Source organism: Polynucleobacter sp. AP-Nino-20-G2 (genome assembly GCF_018688235.1).
Lineage (GTDB): Bacteria > Pseudomonadota > Gammaproteobacteria > Burkholderiales > Burkholderiaceae > Polynucleobacter.
In genome coordinates this window covers 1,298,201-1,314,707 of the sequence record NZ_CP061313.1, presented here as the reverse complement: position 1 = coordinate 1,314,707, position 16,507 = coordinate 1,298,201, and the positions used below count along the sequence as shown (strand labels likewise).

Annotated in this window: 11 protein-coding genes; 6 read left to right on the top strand and 5 right to left on the bottom strand. The window is 48.9% G+C overall.

From position 1 onward, the window contains the following. Positions 1 to 2: 2 nt before the first annotated feature. Positions 3 to 1,367: a DNA repair protein RadA gene (gene radA, locus FD960_RS06800; RefSeq protein ID WP_215298117.1), complete on the top strand. Its 1,365-nt coding sequence runs from the start codon at positions 3 to 5 to the stop codon at positions 1,365 to 1,367. Positions 1,368 to 1,385: 18 nt separating this feature from the next. On the opposite strand, the gene prmB is transcribed toward radA, so the two are convergent. The 3 genes from prmB to dapD are packed head-to-tail and all read right to left on the bottom strand — an operon-like array spanning position 1,386 to position 4,286. Further along, on the bottom strand, positions 1,386 to 2,282 hold the full coding sequence (gene prmB, locus FD960_RS06795; protein ID WP_215298115.1) for a 50S ribosomal protein L3 N(5)-glutamine methyltransferase: 897 nt from the start codon (positions 2,280 to 2,282) through the stop codon (positions 1,386 to 1,388). Positions 2,283 to 2,297: 15 nt separating this feature from the next. Beyond that, entirely contained in the window at positions 2,298 to 3,449 is a 1,152-nt protein-coding gene (gene dapE, locus FD960_RS06790; protein WP_215298113.1) for a succinyl-diaminopimelate desuccinylase, read from the bottom strand. A gap of 9 nt (positions 3,450 to 3,458) precedes the next feature. Beyond that, positions 3,459 to 4,286, bottom strand: coding sequence for a 2,3,4,5-tetrahydropyridine-2,6-dicarboxylate N-succinyltransferase (gene dapD, locus FD960_RS06785; protein WP_215298111.1), 828 nt, complete (start codon positions 4,284 to 4,286; stop codon positions 3,459 to 3,461). Positions 4,287 to 4,461: 175 nt separating this feature from the next. On the opposite strand from dapD, the gene smc reads away from it, so the two are divergent. From smc to ligA, 3 genes are read left to right on the top strand one after another with little or no spacing between them, the layout of a single operon-like run. After that, positions 4,462 to 7,983, top strand: a complete 3,522-nt coding sequence (gene smc, locus FD960_RS06780; RefSeq protein ID WP_215298109.1) for a chromosome segregation protein SMC — start codon at positions 4,462 to 4,464, stop codon at positions 7,981 to 7,983. Between the two features lie 18 nt (positions 7,984 to 8,001). Next, a complete protein-coding gene (locus FD960_RS06775) occupies positions 8,002 to 9,054 on the top strand; it encodes a cell division protein ZipA C-terminal FtsZ-binding domain-containing protein (RefSeq protein WP_215298107.1) in 1,053 nt (350 codons plus the stop codon). Positions 9,055 to 9,063: 9 nt separating this feature from the next. Further along, complete coding sequence (gene ligA / locus FD960_RS06770) at positions 9,064 to 11,079, top strand: NAD-dependent DNA ligase LigA (protein ID WP_215298105.1); 2,016 nt, start codon at positions 9,064 to 9,066, stop codon at positions 11,077 to 11,079. On the opposite strand, the gene FD960_RS06765 is transcribed toward ligA, so the two are convergent. Beyond that, positions 11,076 to 13,679 (bottom strand): [protein-PII] uridylyltransferase, encoded by a 2,604-nt coding sequence (locus FD960_RS06765; protein WP_215298103.1) that lies wholly within the window; start codon positions 13,677 to 13,679, stop codon positions 11,076 to 11,078. The genes ligA and FD960_RS06765 overlap by 4 nt on opposite strands. 14 nt (positions 13,680 to 13,693) lie before the next feature. Further along, positions 13,694 to 14,530: a type I methionyl aminopeptidase gene (gene map, locus FD960_RS06760; RefSeq protein WP_215298101.1), complete on the bottom strand. Its 837-nt coding sequence runs from the start codon at positions 14,528 to 14,530 to the stop codon at positions 13,694 to 13,696. A 256-nt stretch (positions 14,531 to 14,786) separates the two neighbouring features. Here map and rpsB point away from each other — a divergent pair, with 256 nt between their 5' ends. Further along, a complete protein-coding gene (rpsB, locus tag FD960_RS06755; protein WP_062309220.1) occupies positions 14,787 to 15,536 on the top strand; it encodes a 30S ribosomal protein S2 in 750 nt (249 codons plus the stop codon). Continuing rightward, the gene (gene tsf / locus FD960_RS06750) at positions 15,536 to 16,414 is read left to right on the top strand and encodes a translation elongation factor Ts (protein ID WP_215298099.1); all 879 of its coding nucleotides are present in this window, start codon (positions 15,536 to 15,538) and stop codon (positions 16,412 to 16,414) included. Before rpsB ends, tsf begins: the two co-directional genes overlap by 1 nt. Positions 16,415 to 16,507: the final 93 nt, after the last annotated feature.

The window sequence follows — 16,507 nt, the reverse complement described above, 5'->3', positions numbered from 1 at the left end:
CATTGGCCAAGATAAAAACCATCTATATATGTCAGTCCTGTGGTGGTACTTCCGCTAAGTGGCAGGGGCAATGTCCATCTTGTCAGGCGTGGAATACGCTGGAGGAAGGCCTGCCAGAGGTCAGCTCGAATTCTCGCTTTCAAGGTCTGGCGCAATCTTTGCCTCGTCAAAAGTTATCCGCTATTTCGGCAGAGGATTTGCCTAGATTTAGTACTGGCGTAGAAGAATTTGATCGTGTCTTAGGTGGTGGATTAGTTCCTGGCGGGGTGGTCCTATTGGGTGGTGATCCAGGTATTGGTAAATCCACCTTATTGCTGCAAGCGCTTGCCGAAATGAGTGCGGCCGGCATGAATGTCCTCTATAGCAGTGGTGAAGAGTCTGCGGCTCAAATTGCCTTGCGAGCCAAACGCATTGCTCTAGATGCGCCGCAACTCGAAGTACTCGCCGAAATTCAGTTAGAGAAGCTCCTCTCCATTATGGATACCGTGAAGCCCCAGGTATTGGTGGTGGATTCAATTCAGACGCTGTATTCAGAGGTATTGAGTTCTGCTCCAGGCTCTGTGGCTCAGGTTCGTGAATGCGCTGCGCAGTTAACGAGAGCGGCAAAGTCAAGTGGCATTTGCGTGCTGATGGTTGGGCACGTCACTAAAGACGGCCATTTAGCGGGTCCCCGAGTACTTGAACATATTGTGGATACGGTTTTATATTTTGAGGGCGATACACACTCTTCATTCAGGTTGGTGCGCTCCATCAAGAATCGTTTTGGCGCCGTGAATGAGTTGGGTGTTTTTGCTATGACGGAAAAGGGCTTGCGCGGTGTCGCCAATCCTTCGGCGATTTTCCTATCTCAACATGCAGAGATGGTACCTGGTGCCTGCGTACTGGTTACGCAAGAAGGTAGTCGTCCATTGTTAGTGGAGATTCAGGCGCTCGTTGATACGGCGCACATCCCCAACCCAAGAAGGCTGGCTGTGGGCTTAGAGCAGGCTCGCTTGGCAATGCTCTTGGCTGTACTGCATCGCCATGCTGGCGTTGCTTGCTTTGATCAGGATGTTTTCTTAAACGCGGTTGGTGGTGTCAAGATTTCAGAGCCGGCCGCTGACTTAGCGGTATTGTTGGCGATTCAGTCCTCTATACGCAACAAGGCATTGCCTAAAGAGTTAATCGTATTTGGAGAGGTTGGTTTGGCCGGAGAGATTCGTCCTTGCCCACGTGGTCAAGAGCGCTTGAAGGAGGCTGCAAAGCTTGGCTTTACGGTAGCCATCATTCCAAAAGCAAACATGCCTAAGACTAAGATTCCTGGATTAAAGGTGATTCCGGTGGAGCGCATTGATCAAGCTATCTCTGCTGCTGCAGAGCTGAGCTAGTCAAGTATCTAGAAAGTCTTAACGCAAGTCTTCCGCTTGAATGAGTAGCACCTGCTCGTCACCTGCAGAGACTTCCATCCAAATGACAGGAATTTGCGGGAACGCTTTTTTGAAGTTCTCATACTCATTGCCGATCTCAATCAAAATCGCACCACGCTCAGAGAGGTAGTCTGGCGCTCCAGCAATAATTTTGCGAATGAGATCCATGCCATCATTTCCACCGGCTAATGCAAGGGCGGGTTCGGCATGATATTCAGCCGGCAAGGCGTTCATCGAGTCTGCATTGACATAAGGTGGATTGCAGATGATGAGATCAAAACGATTGTCATCATGCGGCTCTGGCAATGCCTCCCAGAGATCGCCATCAAATAACTCAACCTGGGAAGTTAGCCCGTGGCGATCGAGGTTGCGAGAGGCCACTGCCAGGGCAGGCAGGCTAATATCGCAAGCGCTGACACGAATATCTGGGCAGGCTAGTGCTAGCAAAATAGCTAGCGAGCCATTGCCAGTACAGAGGTCCAAGGCTTTACCATCAGCAGGTAACCAAGGCTCAAGTGAGCCGTCCACAATCAACTCAGCAATCCAGGAGCGAGGAACAATGCTTTGTTCGCTGGAATAGAAAGGAACACTCATTAACCAGGCCTCACCTAAGATGTAGGCTAATGGTTTGCGTGTCGTAATGCGGGTTTTGGTAACCTCAAGCGCCTTGCTCATTTGCTCAACGCTCATGATGTGATCAAGATGATCAAGTGCGTCTGCAGGGCTTAAATCTAGTTGCTTGCTGGCGATCCACAAAGCCTCACTCTGGGCATCAATTGCACCATGACCATAATGCAGATCTGCAGCTTCTAGTTGTTGTGCGATTTGATCAATACATTGATCAAGTGTGAGCGATTGCTGGGGCGAAGGGTCCATAAATTTTTGATTGGCTTAAGCAATTAGCTGCTCAAGCGTTTTGCGGTAAATATTTTTGAGGGGCACGACGTCATCAACAATGACGCACTCATTGATTTTGTGGCTGGTGGCATTGAGTGGGCCAAACTCGACTACCTCATTGCAAATCTTGGCAATGAAGCGACCATCGCTAGTGCCACCAGTGGTGGAGAGTTCAGTATCAAGTTTAGTTTCGGCTTTAATCGCCATGCGGAGCGCGCCAGCTAGATCGCCATCGCCTGTAATGAAGGGGCTGCCGCCAAGCACCCAGTCAATCTCAAAATCTAGACCAGCAGAGCTAAGAATGTTCTCAAGGCGACTACGGAGCTCTTCAGGCTTGCTTTCAGTTGAGAAGCGGAAGTTGAAATCTATCGTGAGTTCGCCAGGGATTACATTGTTAGCGCCAGTACCCGCATGGATATTGGAGATCTGAAAGCTGGTTGGCTGAAAGTATTGGTTGCCCTTATCCCATTCAGTCTCCACTAAAGATTGAATCGCTGGGGCAGATAGATGAATTGGATTGCGACCTAAGTGAGGGTAGGCGATATGCGCTTGAATGCCTTTAACTCGCAACTTTCCGGAAAGCGATCCGCGGCGACCATTCTTAATCATGTCGCCCAATTGATCTACTGAAGTGGGCTCACCAATCACGCAGTAATCAAGGCGCTGACCTTGCTTTTGCAGGCGATCACACATGATGACGGTGCCATCATTTGCAGGGCCCTCTTCATCGCTGGTGATTAAAAAGGCAATGGAGCCTTTGTGGTTTGGGTGGGTCACTACAAATTCTTCGGTAGCTACAACAAAACCGGCTAAGGATGTTTTCATATCCGCAGCGCCACGGCCGTAGAGCATGCCATCTCGAATTGTTGGGGTAAATGGATCGCTGTCCCATTTTTCCAGGGGGCCTGTTGGGACAACGTCAGTGTGGCCTGCAAACATCAAGACTTTGCCTTGATCCCCGGCGCTACCTTTTTTGATTGCCCACAAATTGGTTACTTGAAAATTCTCGGGTCCACTGACGACACTCTCGGTATGAAAGCCGATTGCCTGAAGTCGCTTGGCAATCAGCTCCTGACAACCTCCATCTGCCGGGGTTACTGAACGACAGGCGATTAGGGCTTCAGTTAACTCAAGAGTGGCGCTCATATGGCTGGCTTAATCGCGTAACAGTTCGTTGATAGCTGTCTTTGCTCTAGTTTGAGCATCGACCTTCTTCACGATTACCGCAGCGTAGAGGCTGTATTTGCCGCAAGCTGAAGGGAGTGAGCCAGGAACAACCACGGAGCCTGCTGGAACGCGACCGTAATGGATTTCACCGGTTTCACGGTCATAAATTTTCGTGCTTTGACCAATGTAAACGCCCATCGAAAGCACGGCGTTTTCTTCAATGACTACGCCTTCAACCACTTCGGAGCGGGCTCCAATAAAGCAGTTATCTTCAATAATGACTGGGCCAGCTTGGATTGGCTCCAATACACCGCCGATACCAACACCACCAGAAAGGTGAACGTTTTTGCCGATTTGGGCGCAAGAACCGACGGTTGCCCATGTATCAACCATGGTGCCTTCGCCTACATAAGCGCCAATATTGACGTAAGAAGGCATTAAAACGGCATTTTTACCAATAAATGAGCCTCGGCGAGCAATGGCCGGGGGGACAACGCGGAAACCGCCATTGGCGAAGTCTTCTGCGGTGTAGTTTTCGAACTTGCTGGGCACCTTATCGTAGAACTGGGTATAGCCACCAGCGCCCATGGGTTTGTTGTCTTCTAGGCGGAAAGAGAGCAAAACTGCCTTTTTCACCCATTGGTTCACTTCCCATTTGCCGACGCTGCGGCGTTCAGCCACGCGAATATTGCCGGTATTGAGGCCTTCGAGGACTGCATTAACGGCGTTACGGATTTCCCCAGAAACGGCTTCAGGAGAGAGGTTTGCGCGGTTTTCCCAGGCTTGTTCGATGATGCTTTGTGGTGATTGGCTCATGCTTTTCAGTTAACTATCAGATTGTTAAGGGGTTTTGGCCCTGGATGTAGATTAATCATTATATCGGTGGGGAAAAAACCCGTGCGGGGAGCCCTAAGCTTGCTATCATCTTCCCACTTTAGTATTAATTTTTACCCCCTTTATTTGAACCCCTTTTTTCCCTGCAAAGTACGCCGTGCAACTGAAATCCATCAAACTTTCCGGCTTTAAGTCGTTCGTCGATCCAACCCATTTTGAAATGCCAGGTCAATTGATCGGTGTTGTAGGCCCTAACGGTTGCGGAAAATCGAACATTATTGACGCTGTACGTTGGGTTTTGGGTGAATCCCGCGCGAGTGAGTTGCGTGGCGAGTCTATGCAAGACGTTATTTTTAACGGTTCGGGTTTACGTAAGCCATCTGGTCGTGCCAGCGTTGAACTCATTTTTGATAATTCAGATGGTCGCGCTCAGGGGCAGTGGAGTGCATTTACAGAATTGGGTGTAAAACGCGTTTTAACTCGTGACGGCAATTCCAGTTATTACGTCAATAACCAAGTGGTTCGCCGCAAAGATATTCAAGATATTTTCTTGGGTACTGGTATGGGTCCAAGAGGTTACGCGATTATTGGTCAAGGAACTATTAATCGCATCTTAGAGGCTAAACCAGAAGAGTTGCGTGTTTTCCTAGAGGAAGCTGCCGGCGTATCTAAATACAAAGAGCGACGCAAAGAAACTGCTTCACGCCTTGAAGACACGAAAGAGAATTTGGTGCGTGTTGAAGATATCTTGCGTGAGCTGGATCAACAGTTGACTCGTTTAGAGAAGCAGGCAACAGTGGCCGAGCGTCATGCAGAGCTTTCTACTGAAATGAAGTCGCAGCAACAGTTACTCTGGTTTGTACGTCAGACTGAGGCTGGCAAAGAGCAGGAGCGCCATGCCAACGGCATTCGCGATACTCAGGTAAACCTCGAAGAGCAGACCGCAAAAATGCGCCATGCTGAAACCGAATTAGAAACGATGCGTACAGAGCAGTACGCATTGCAGGACAAAGTCTCTCAAGCGCAAGGCGATTTGTATCAAACCAACGCCGATGTCAGTCAGGTGGAGTCTCAGATTCGTTATGTGCAAGAAGCGCGTCAACGTTTGCAACAGCAGTCGCAAGATTTGCAGGCTCAATTACAGCGCTGGACAGTTCAAGAGACAGACGCCGCACAGGCTCAGCGCACGGCTGAACATGAGCTGAGTTTGGCTGCGGAGAAGGAGCAAACTTTATTGGCTGATTTGGCTGGCTTGCAAGAGCAGATGCCAAGTCGTGAAGAAGCCTATCAAGTCAATGTGCGCGAACTCAATGATGCGCGCGAAAACCTCGCCACAATCGATCAGCGTTTGGCAAGCTTGGGTGAGCGCCTTAGAGCAATCACTACTCAATTAGAGGAATTGAAGGGGCGCGATACACGTCTTGAAGCAGAGCTCGCAGGAATGCGTCGTCCCGATGCTGAAGCATTGCAAATGGCGATTGACCGTCATGCCATGGCGCAACGCAAAGTGGATGAGGCAAGACAAAAAGCAGGAGAGGCGCAACAACGCGTGCCCGCTGCTGATGAGGCTCGAAATACCGCGCAACAACAGATCCAGGTTGCTAACCAAGAGTTAGCCCAAACCGAAGCCAAATTGACGGCATTAACTGCTTTGCAGGCCAGCGTGCAGGCCCAAGGCAAAATTGGTCCATGGCTTGAGAGTAAGGGTTTAAAAGAGAGCAAGCGTCTATGGCAAGAGCTCAAAGTGGAGAGTGGCTGGGAAGCGGCTTTGGAGTCCGTCCTGCGTGAACGTTTGGCTGCCGTCACAGCAAAGAGCGTTCAAGAAACTCTCACTTTAGCTAATGATGCGCCACCAAGTCGCTTAGCTATTTTATTGACCGAAGAAATCTCCCCTGCGCATACCACTGTGCCTGCGGATTTTGTGCCCTTGCTTACGCGCGTACAAAGTGCGGGCGCACCTCGTGTTTCTGCGGTGTTGCAAGAGTGGTTAGACAATATTTACATCGCCAATAGCCTGGAAGATGCTTTGCATCGTCGTGAGAAATTACCCGCAGGCGGCGCCTTAGTAACTCAACAAGGTCACCTGGTTAGCCGTGTTGGCGTCCAGTTATATGCAGCTGATTCTGAGCAAGCCGGTATGTTGGCGCGCGCTCAAGAGATGGAAGGGCTTGAGAAGCAGTTACGTGCGCAGCGTTTGATTCAGAGTGAGTTGCAAGGCGAGCTGGATCAATGTGTTGCTAACTACCAAGCGGCTCACCAGGCTGCTGAGCAAACTCGGATTGCTGCTGAGCAGGCAGTGCAAGAAGTGCATGGCTTTGAAGTGGAAAGAATGCAGCTCACTCAGGCCGAGGAAAAATACAGTCAACGCGCTGAGCAAATTCAGGCTGAGTTAAGCGAACTACGTCAGCAGATCGAGCAGTTAAAGCAAACTCAAGAGCAATCTGCTGAAGAGTTAGCTCAATCTGAAGAGAGCAAACAAGGTCTTCAAGAAAGCTTAGCACTTGCTCAAGAAAAATTAGAGTTAGCTACGCAAGAGCGCGATCGCTTGCGTGAATCTTTACGCTCTTCTGAGATGTCAGCCCAGGAGGCCGCATTTGCAACGCGCTCATTGCAACAGCGAATTGCTGACTTGCAACGCGATCAAAGCACTGCGCGTGTGCAGATCATGGAGATTCAGGATAAGCGGGCTACTTCAGAACAAGAGCTTGAAACTCTCAGCGATGATGAGGCTCAAGATAAGTTACAAGGCTTGCTATTGGCTCGCAGTGCCCGCGAAGCAGCGCTGGCAAATGCTCGTACGGAACAAGATGCACTCTTGCATCAATTGCGTGAGGCCGATGAGGCTCGCTTGCAAATTGAGCGTAGCCTTCAGCCGATGCGTGACAAAGTGGTCGATTTGCAATTGCGCGAACAGGCTGCCCGCTTGAATTTTGAGCAATTTGCTACATTGTTGTCTGACGCCGAGGCGGATTTAAGTGCCCTAGAAGCCAGCTTTAGCCCTGACCTCAAAGTAGGCGCGCTACAGACAGAAGTGAATCGTCTCAACTCAGAGATTCAGTCTTTGGGCCCGGTCAATATGGCAGCTCTCGATGAGTTGTCTAGTTCACGTGAGCGCAAGCAATTCTTGGATGCGCAATCTGCCGACTTGAACGAAGCAATGCAAACCTTGACGGACGCGATTGCGAAGATTGATGCGGAGACTCGAGACCTCTTGCAAGGTACTTTCGACCAAGTCAATACCCATTTCGGAAAACTATTCCCAGAACTCTTTGGTGGCGGTCATGCTGAACTGGTGATGACTGGTGAAGAGATTTTAGATGCTGGTGTTCAGGTAATGGCCCAGCCACCTGGCAAGAAAAATAGCTCGATTTATCTCTTGTCCGGCGGTGAAAAGGCCTTGACTGCGATCGCTTTGGTCTTCTCTCTCTTCTTGTTGAATCCAGCTCCATTCTGCTTGCTTGATGAGGTGGATGCGCCGTTGGATGATGCGAATACCTTGCGCTATGCGCAGATGGTTGCCAAAATGTCAGATAAGACGCAATTCGTTTTCATCTCACATAACAAGATCACCATGGAAATTGCACATCAACTGATTGGTGTCACCATGCAAGAGCAGGGTGTATCCCGCATTGTTGCAGTGGATATTTCTTCTGCGGTATCTATGGTGGAGGCAGCTTAAGTGGATTTAGAGCAAATCATGACAGCATTGGGTTTGTCTGACTTGCAGTTTGCTTTGGCTGTTATTGGCCTGCTGATCTTAATATCAGTGGTGATGCTCAACTTTAAATATGCTCGTGCGCGTCGCAAGGCAAGAGCTGCCGGTGAATTTTCTGCTGAAGATCGGTTTGCTCGTGAGCCTTCCTTTGGCCAGGGTTTTGTAGAGTCCAATGAGCGCGCAGAACCTTCTTTCGGTGACATCAGCCTTCCGGTAGCGGCTGAGCCTGAAATTTTTTCTATTGACCCCAGAATTGATTGCGTTATCACCCTCCGTTTTGATCAGGCAATCAGTGGCGCTGAAATTTTGGAAGAAATCAATGCTTGGGTAGCTGAGACTGTTTCTTCTTCGGCCCGCTGGATGTGTGAAGGTTTAAATGCAGATGTAGATACGGCCGAGGATTGGGAGGCTTTGCGTGCAGATGCCTCTTATTCTGAGTTGCAGTTGGCCATTCAATTGGCGAGTCGTCGTGGTGCCATTGGAGTTTTAGAGCTCTCCGATTTTTGTTCTCGAGCTCAGGCGCTTGCTGAAACGCTGGGTTCGCAGATTGATATGCCGAGCGTGAACACCATGCTGGAAAGCGCCAAAGAATTAGATGCTATGGCTGCTGAGAGCGATATTCAGTTGAGTATTAATGTTCTCTTTGATGAGGCGTATCCATGGGCTAATTTTGATGCCCTCATGCGTCAGCGTGGGTTTAAGTTATCTCGCAATGGTCGTGCTTATGAGTTCCTGAGTAATGGCGTATTCATTTTTACCAGTGCGGAGTTAGATCCCAATAAGCCAGTTAAGCAAGTCACCCTTTTATTGGAAGTGCCATTGGTGGCTCATGAAGAGCGTGCTTTTGAGCGTATGTTGGGCGAAGGCATTGAGATTGCGCAATCTGCCCATGGACGCTTGGTAGATGACAGTGGTATTAATCTGACTGAGGCTGCCGTAATTAGCATCCGCCAGCACTTAGATGTTCTCTACGCTACTCTTGAGAAGGGCGGTGTTCCAGCTGGCTCTTCTACCGCCAGCAGACTCTTTAGCTAAGGAATTACTTTGTCGTTTAATAGTCCGACAGATTTAGCGGATCGCTATGCATTCTTGCAATCTGAACTGGCACGTTTAGAGCATGCCTATTACGTTCTAGATAATCCAATAGTTCCTGACAGTGAATATGATCGCTTATATCGTGAGCTATTGGAGATTGAGGCTGCTCATCCTGAGTGGATCACAGCCGATTCACTGTCTCAGAGGGTGGGTGGTGCTGCCCTCAAGGAATTTGATTCTGTTACGCACGCTGTTCCAATGCTGTCCTTGAACAATGCTTTTGAGGATGCGGAGTTAATTGCATTTGATCGCCGTTGTCGTGAGGGCTTGCATCTAGAACAAGTCGATTACGCTGGCGAGCTCAAGTTTGATGGTTTGGCGATATCCCTTCGTTATGAGCAGGGTACTTTAGTCCGGGCTGCAACGCGTGGGGATGGTGCGAGCGGTGAAGATGTCACGGCCAACATTAAAACCATCCGCGCAATTCCACTCAAATTGACTGGAAAAGATATTCCTGTGGTGCTGGAAGTGCGTGGTGAGGTCTTCATGTATCTCAAAGACTTCCAGAAAATGAATGCGCAAGCTGCCGCTCAAGGCGAGAAGGAGTTTGCTAATCCTCGTAATGCGGCTGCAGGCAGTTTACGACAGTTGGATTCTAAGATCACCGCCAAGCGACCGCTTTCATTCTTCGCTTATGGTTTGGGTGCACTAGAACCGCAGTCTTGGCTACCGGCCACTCATGAAGAACTCCTTAACGCCTATGTAAACCTAGGGCTGCCTGTTTGCTCGGAGCGCAGAGTCCTGCGATCGGTCCAAGAGATCTTGGCGTTTTACAACGAAGTCGGCGCAAAAAGGGATTCATTGCCATATGACATCGATGGCGTGGTGTACAAAGTTAATTCATTTGCTGAGCAGGCTAAATTGGGCTTTGTTTCAAGGGCGCCACGGTTTGCCTTGGCCCATAAATTTCCTGCTCAAGAAGCTCTAACAACCGTTCTTGGTATTGATGTGCAAGTGGGACGCACTGGCGCAATTACGCCAGTTGCTAGATTGGCCCCAGTCGAGGTGGGCGGTGTCACTGTGACAAATGCCACTTTGCATAATGAAGACGAAGTAAGGCGTAAGGATGTCCGCATTGGCGATACCGTCTCGGTTCGTAGGGCGGGCGATGTGATTCCCGAGGTCGTATCTGTGGTCAAAGAGCGTAGACCCGCAGATGCAATCGAGTTCACTATGCCAAGGCGTTGTCCGGTATGTGACTCTCATATTGAGCGTTTGGCCGATGAGGCTGTAGCGCGTTGTAGTGGCGGCTTATTCTGTGGCGCACAGCGCAAACAAGCATTAATTCATTTTGCCCATAGACGTGCTTTGGATATTGAAGGTTTAGGCGAGAAGATTGTTGATCAACTGGTAGATCAGAATTTAGTAAGAACGCCAGCTGATCTCTATCGCTTAGGTTTCACTGCCTTAGCCAATCTGGAGCGCATGGGTGAAAAGTCTGCAGACAATCTTATTGCTGCAATTAATCAATCTAGAAATACGACCTTGGCGAGATTTATTTTTGCCTTAGGTATTCGGCATGTGGGTGAAACCACCGCCAAAGATCTGGCAAATCACTATCGATCCATGCATGCTCTGATGGATGCTAGCCAGGACGATCTCCTCACGGTAAAAGATGTTGGCCCAGTTGTTGCGGATTCGATCACTAGCTTTATGGAAGAGGCGCATAACCGTGAGGTAATCGAGCAACTGCTCGCCTCTGGTATGCAGCTCTCCGTAGAAGAAAAAGTCATTAGCGCCGCAGTCGCTGGAAAAACCTTTGTGCTCACGGGTACATTCCCAACAATGACGCGCGACGAGGCAAAAGACCTTCTTGAAAAAGCGGGCGCCAAAGTAGCCGGCTCAGTCTCCAAGAAAACAGACTACGTAGTAGCCGGTTCGGATGCGGGTAGTAAGCTCACTAAAGCCGAAGAGTTAGGCGTGCCAGTCATTGATGAAGCTGCTATGCTGAGTTTGCTAGCTTAAGCTCCTAGAGCCTCTAATAAATCCGTCTCTAGCAAAATTTGTAGTTTCGGGTTCTTACTTAAGTTGGCTGCATCCAAAAGGAAGACGTCTTCCACTCGCTCGCCCAAAGTATTAATGCGGGCGGTATGAAGGGAAACATGATGCTTGGCCAGAACTCTAGAGATCGCATAGAGCAGTCCAGTGCGGTCGCTTGCTGAAAGTGAGAGTGCGTAGTAATGACCGCGCTCGTCTGGAATCATGTGTATCCGTGGCTGAATCGGGAAGATGCGAGATTGTCTTGAGAGGCGTCCCATGCTCGGCGCTGGCAACGGATCATTGTTTTGTAGTGCGGCGGTCAGCTCATACTCCACCAGCTGGATAAGATCGCGATAGCTTCCACCTTCATCCACTAGATTACTTCCTGAGATTTGGAAGGTGTCCAGCGCATAGCCATGTCTTGTAGTGTGAATGCGGGCATCCCAAATGGAGAAGCCATGACGTTCAAAGTAGGCGCAAATTCTGGCAAATAAATCTTCTTGGTCTTTTACATAGACAGCAATCTGCAAGCCCTCGCCAACTGGAGAAAGGCGAGCGCGAACTACCGGCGTTTCACTATCTACTTTGTTAAATAGGTGGCGAGTCAACCAGGCAATATCAGCCGCATCTTGGCGCAAGAAAAAGGCGACATCTAGCTGCTTCCACAGATTCTCATAAGCCGAATCTTCAATACCGTAAAGACGTAACTTAGCGCGCGATTCTTCCTGATGTTGGGCTAGCTCAGATGAGGCATCAGGTTTTGCGCCACCTAAAACACGCAGAGTGGCGCGATAGAGATCTTCTAGTAGTTTGCCTTTCCAGGCATTCCATACTTTTGGGCTCGTTCCACGGACATCGGCAACGGTCAGTAAATATAGGGCTGTGAGATGACGCTCATCACCCACCTTCTTAGCAAAAGCCTTCACCACATCTGGATCCGTGATGTCTTGCTTCTGAGCCACTTGGCTCATGTTCAAGTGCTCTGCCACCAGCCATATCAGCAATTCAGTATCTGCTTTATCTAGGCCATGGTCTTTGGCGAACTTGCGCATATCCGCTTTACCAAGTTCGGAGTGATCTCCACCGCGTCCTTTGGCAATGTCATGGAAGAGTGCGGCAATCACGAGAAGCCAAGGCTTTTCAAAATGGGCAATCAAGCTACTGCAAAAAGGAAACTCATGGGTATATTCGACAACCATAAAGCGGCGAATATTGCGCAGAACCATCAAGATGTGCTGATCAACCGTATACACATGAAATAAGTCATGCTGCATCTGGCCAACAATTTTTCTGAAGGCTGGAAGATAGCGACCAAGAACGCTAGAGCGATTCATGAGCTGGAATGCGCGACTGACTCCCTCAGGCTCTTTCAGAATCTGAATAAATAAAGCACGATTCACTGGATCTTTGCGCCATTTGCTATCCATCTTTTGGCGAGCGTTATAGAGCGCTCTAAAAATGGTGGCGGACAAGCTCTTTACGTTTGCCGTTTGTGCAAAGACCAAGAAGGTCCGCAGAATTTGCTCTGGATGCTTCTGAAATAACTGTGGATCGGTAATATCTAAAACGCCTTGACGCTCGATAAAGCATTCATTTCCCTCGCCTGCAATAGCATGCGTTGTTTTAGATTCTTGGGGAAAGAGTAGCGCCTCAATATTTTGTAGCAAGACATCATTTAATTGAGTAACCGCTTTGGCTGCCCAATAGTAACGACGCATGATGGCTTCACTAGCCAATCTTGACGAATCTTCATGGACTCCCATTGCCGCAGCAAGCGGGGCTTGCAAATCAAATGCCAATACATCTTGTCTCCGTTTGGCGAGTAAATGCAAATTAGCACGCAAGGTTTCTAGGAAACGTTGATTGCGATTGAGTTCAGTTAATTCGCGTTGGGTTATCAGACCCGCAAGATTGAGGTCTTTAAAAGTACTACCTAAGTGGGCTGCTTTACTTACCCATGAGATCACTTGTAAATCTCGTAAACCGCCGGGACTCTCTTTGCAGTTTGGCTCTAACGAGTAGGGCGTATCTTGATATTTATAGTGGCGCTGAATTTGCTCTGCTAACTTGGCTTGAAAGAATGACTTTGGATCTAAAGTCTTTTCATAAGTCGACTCAAATTCCTTAAAGAGCGACTTCTTGCCACAGATCAGGCGCGATTCCAATAGGGAAGTGCGTACCGTAATATCTTGCTCTGCCTCGGAGGCACACTCAGCCACTGTTCGAACAGAGGAGCCAATCTCGAGGCCAGTGTCCCAGCATTGCGCGACAAATTTCTCTATCTTTGCGGCTAATACTGCTTCAAAGAACTGCTTGTCCTCGGGCAACAAAATCAGAATATCAATATCTGAATAGGGGAATAGTGCTCCGCGACCAAAGCCACCTACCGCAACAAGCGCGGCATCCGACTTTAGATCACAAGAACTCCAGAGGCTAATGAGGAGTTCATCGCTTAACTTACTAAGTTGTTTAGTTAGTCTGCCAACAACTTGGTGTTCGCGGAACTCCGAGTAGGCTAATTCGCGCGCGGCTCTCAAGCTAGCAATGTCTACAATGGGTTTCAAGCCTGATGATGATTGAGGCATTGCGCTCTAAATACTTAAGCGTTAACTAGGTTTGGTCTAAAAGAAAGGCCTTTGACGCAATCCGGAGGAGGGTTGCTGCCTTCTGACCAGGTGAGCACTTCTACGCCGGTGGCTGTTACCAAGAGCGTGTGTTCCCATTGCGCGGAGAGGCTGCGGTCTTTGGTCTTCACGGTCCATTGATCGGGCATCGTGCGAATATCTCGCTTGCCCGCATTAATCATTGGCTCAATGGTGAAGGTCATGCCTTCTTTTAGTTTTTCACCAGTGCCGGGGCGACCATAGTGAAGAATCTGCGGGTCCTGATGAAATACTTTGCCAATACCGTGTCCGCAATACTCACGCACCACAGAGTAGCCAGCATTTTCAGCATGGGTTTGAATAACGTGACCAATGTCACCTAGGGATGCGCCTGGCTTCACCTGTGCAATGCCGAGCCACATACATTCAAAAGTAATTTGGGTCAGACGTTTTGCGAGTACAGAGGCTTCGCCAACCATGAACATACGACTGGTATCGCCATAGTAGCCATCCGGAGTGATAACGGTGATATCCAAATTGACCACATCACCTGTCTTGAGGATTTTCTCTCCTGGAATGCCGTGACAGATCACATCATTTACCGAGGTGCAGATGGAGGCCGGGAAGGGTGGGTAGCCAGGAGGTTGATAGTTCAACGGAGCTGGAATGGTCTTTTGCACATCGCGCATATATTCATGGCAAATGCGGTCCAGCTCACCAGTGCTAATCCCCGCCTTGACGTGGGGCGCTACATGATCGAGAACTTCACTGGCTAAGCGGCCAGCTTCGCGCATCCCTTGGATGTCTTTTTCGGCGGTAAATACACTATTCATGCCTTGATTATCAACGACTTGGGAGTTTTTAGCAGGATTGCAATGCTTAAATATTGGGCAGTTAGCCTATTTAGAGGTATTTCAAGGTGGGTTTTGTTCAAGAGGGCCGGGGGGAGGGGGTCTAGGTGATTGATATTTAAGCTATAATTTCAGTCTCATGTCTATTTTGGACTTGAAATCGCGAGTTGAGCCTTCCAGGGTGGCGTTTTTTAGCGCAGCTAGGACTCAACTTTAGAACCAACCCTTAGGAGAAGTTATGTCAGTAACTATGCGTCAAATGCTGGAAGCCGGTTGCCATTTTGGTCACCAAACTCGCTTCTGGTCCCCAAAGATGGCCCCTTATATTTTCGGTCATCGCAACAAAATTCACATCATCAACTTGGAAAAAACATTGCCAATGTTTCAGGACGCCCTGAAATTCGCAAAACAAGTTGCTGCTAATCGTGGAACTATCTTGTTTGTTGGTACAAAGCGTCAATCACGCGAGATCATTGCTGAAGAAGCTGCTCGTGCTGGTATGCCTTACATCGACAGCCGTTGGTTGGGCGGTACGCTCACAAACTTCAAAACTGTTAAAGGTTCCCTCAAGCGTTTGAAGGACATGGCAGTTGCTAAAGAAGCTGGCGATTGGGAAAAGCTTTCTAAGAAAGAAGCCTTGACTAACGATCGCGATCTCGACAAGTTGCAAAAAGCGCTTGGCGGTATTCAAGATTTGAACGGCGTTCCTGATGCGATTTTCGTAGTGGACGTTGGCTACCACAAGATTGCTATTACTGAAGCTAACAAGCTTGGTATTCCTGTTATCGCTGTGGTTGATACCAACCACTCACCAGAAGGTGTTGATTACATCATTCCTGGTAACGATGACTCAAGCAAGGCTGTAACCCTCTATGCGCGTGGCATTGCTGATGCAATCCTCGAAGGCAAAGCAAATTCAGTTCAAGAAATCTTGACCGCCGTTAAAGAAGGCGAAGAAGAGTTTGTTGAAGAAGGGAAAGCTGAATAATGGCCGCTATTACCGCTGCAATGGTTGGCGATTTACGCGCCAAGACTGATGCTCCGATGATGGAGTGCAAAAAAGCTCTGACTGAGGCTGATGGTGATATGGCTCGTGCAGAAGAGATTCTGCGTGTAAAGCTTGGTAGCAAGGCCGGTAAGGCCGCTTCTCGTGTAACGGCTGAAGGTATCGTTGCTTCATCTATCGACGGCACTACTGGTGCTTTGTTGGAAGTGAACTGTGAAACTGATTTCGTTTCTAAGAACGATGACTTCTTGGCATTCACACAAGAGTGCGCACAGTTGATCGCTGAAAAGAATCCGGCTGACGTTGCTGCATTGCTCGCATTGCCACTCAATGGTCAAACGGTAGATGAAGTTCGTAGCGCGTTGATCGGTAAGATTGGCGAGAACATCATGCCACGTCGTTTCAAGCGTTTTGCTGGTAGCAACAAATTGGTTGCTTATCTCCACGGCACTCGTATCGGCGTGATGGTTGAGTTCGAAGGTGACGAGACTGCAGCTAAAGATGTAGCAATGCATATTGCTGCAATGAAGCCAGTGGCTTTGTCTATGGCTGATGTTCCTGCTGAATCTATTGCGATTGAACGTAGTGTTGCTGTTCAAAAGGCCGCTGAATCTGGCAAGCCTGCTGAAATCGTTGAGAAGATGGTTGAAGGTTCTATTCAGAAATACCTCAAAGAGGTTTCTTTGTTGAATCAAACTTTCGTTAAAAACGACAAGCAAACTGTTGAGCAAATGCTCAAGGCTGCAAATACAACAATCAAAGGTTTCACCATGTTTGTTGTAGGCGAGGGCATTGAGAAGCGTCAAGACGACTTTGCTGCTGAAGTTGCTGCTCAAGTAGCTGCTGCTAAAGGCGCTTAATTCGCCCCTAGCTGACTGGGTCCGCCCAGTAAGGCCGCAATCCCCAAAAGGGCATAGAAACCTCGGTTTCTATGCCCTTTTGTTTGATCTGTG

Excerpts from the sequence above, each read along its gene's own strand:
- prmB (WP_215298115.1), bottom strand. The coding sequence starts at position 2,282 with ATGGACCCTTCGCCCCAGCAATCGCTCACACTTGATCAATGTATTGAT.
- dapE (WP_215298113.1), bottom strand. The coding sequence starts at position 3,449 with ATGAGCGCCACTCTTGAGTTAACTGAAGCCCTAATCGCCTGTCGTTCA.
- dapD (WP_215298111.1), bottom strand. The coding sequence starts at position 4,286 with ATGAGCCAATCACCACAAAGCATCATCGAACAAGCCTGGGAAAACCGC.
- FD960_RS06775 (WP_215298107.1), top strand. The coding sequence starts at position 8,002 with ATGACAGCATTGGGTTTGTCTGACTTGCAGTTTGCTTTGGCTGTTATT.
- FD960_RS06765 (WP_215298103.1), bottom strand. The coding sequence starts at position 13,679 with ATGCCTCAATCATCATCAGGCTTGAAACCCATTGTAGACATTGCTAGC.
- map (WP_215298101.1), bottom strand. The coding sequence starts at position 14,530 with ATGAATAGTGTATTTACCGCCGAAAAAGACATCCAAGGGATGCGCGAA.
- rpsB (WP_062309220.1), top strand. The coding sequence starts at position 14,787 with ATGTCAGTAACTATGCGTCAAATGCTGGAAGCCGGTTGCCATTTTGGT.
- tsf (WP_215298099.1), top strand. The coding sequence starts at position 15,536 with ATGGCCGCTATTACCGCTGCAATGGTTGGCGATTTACGCGCCAAGACT.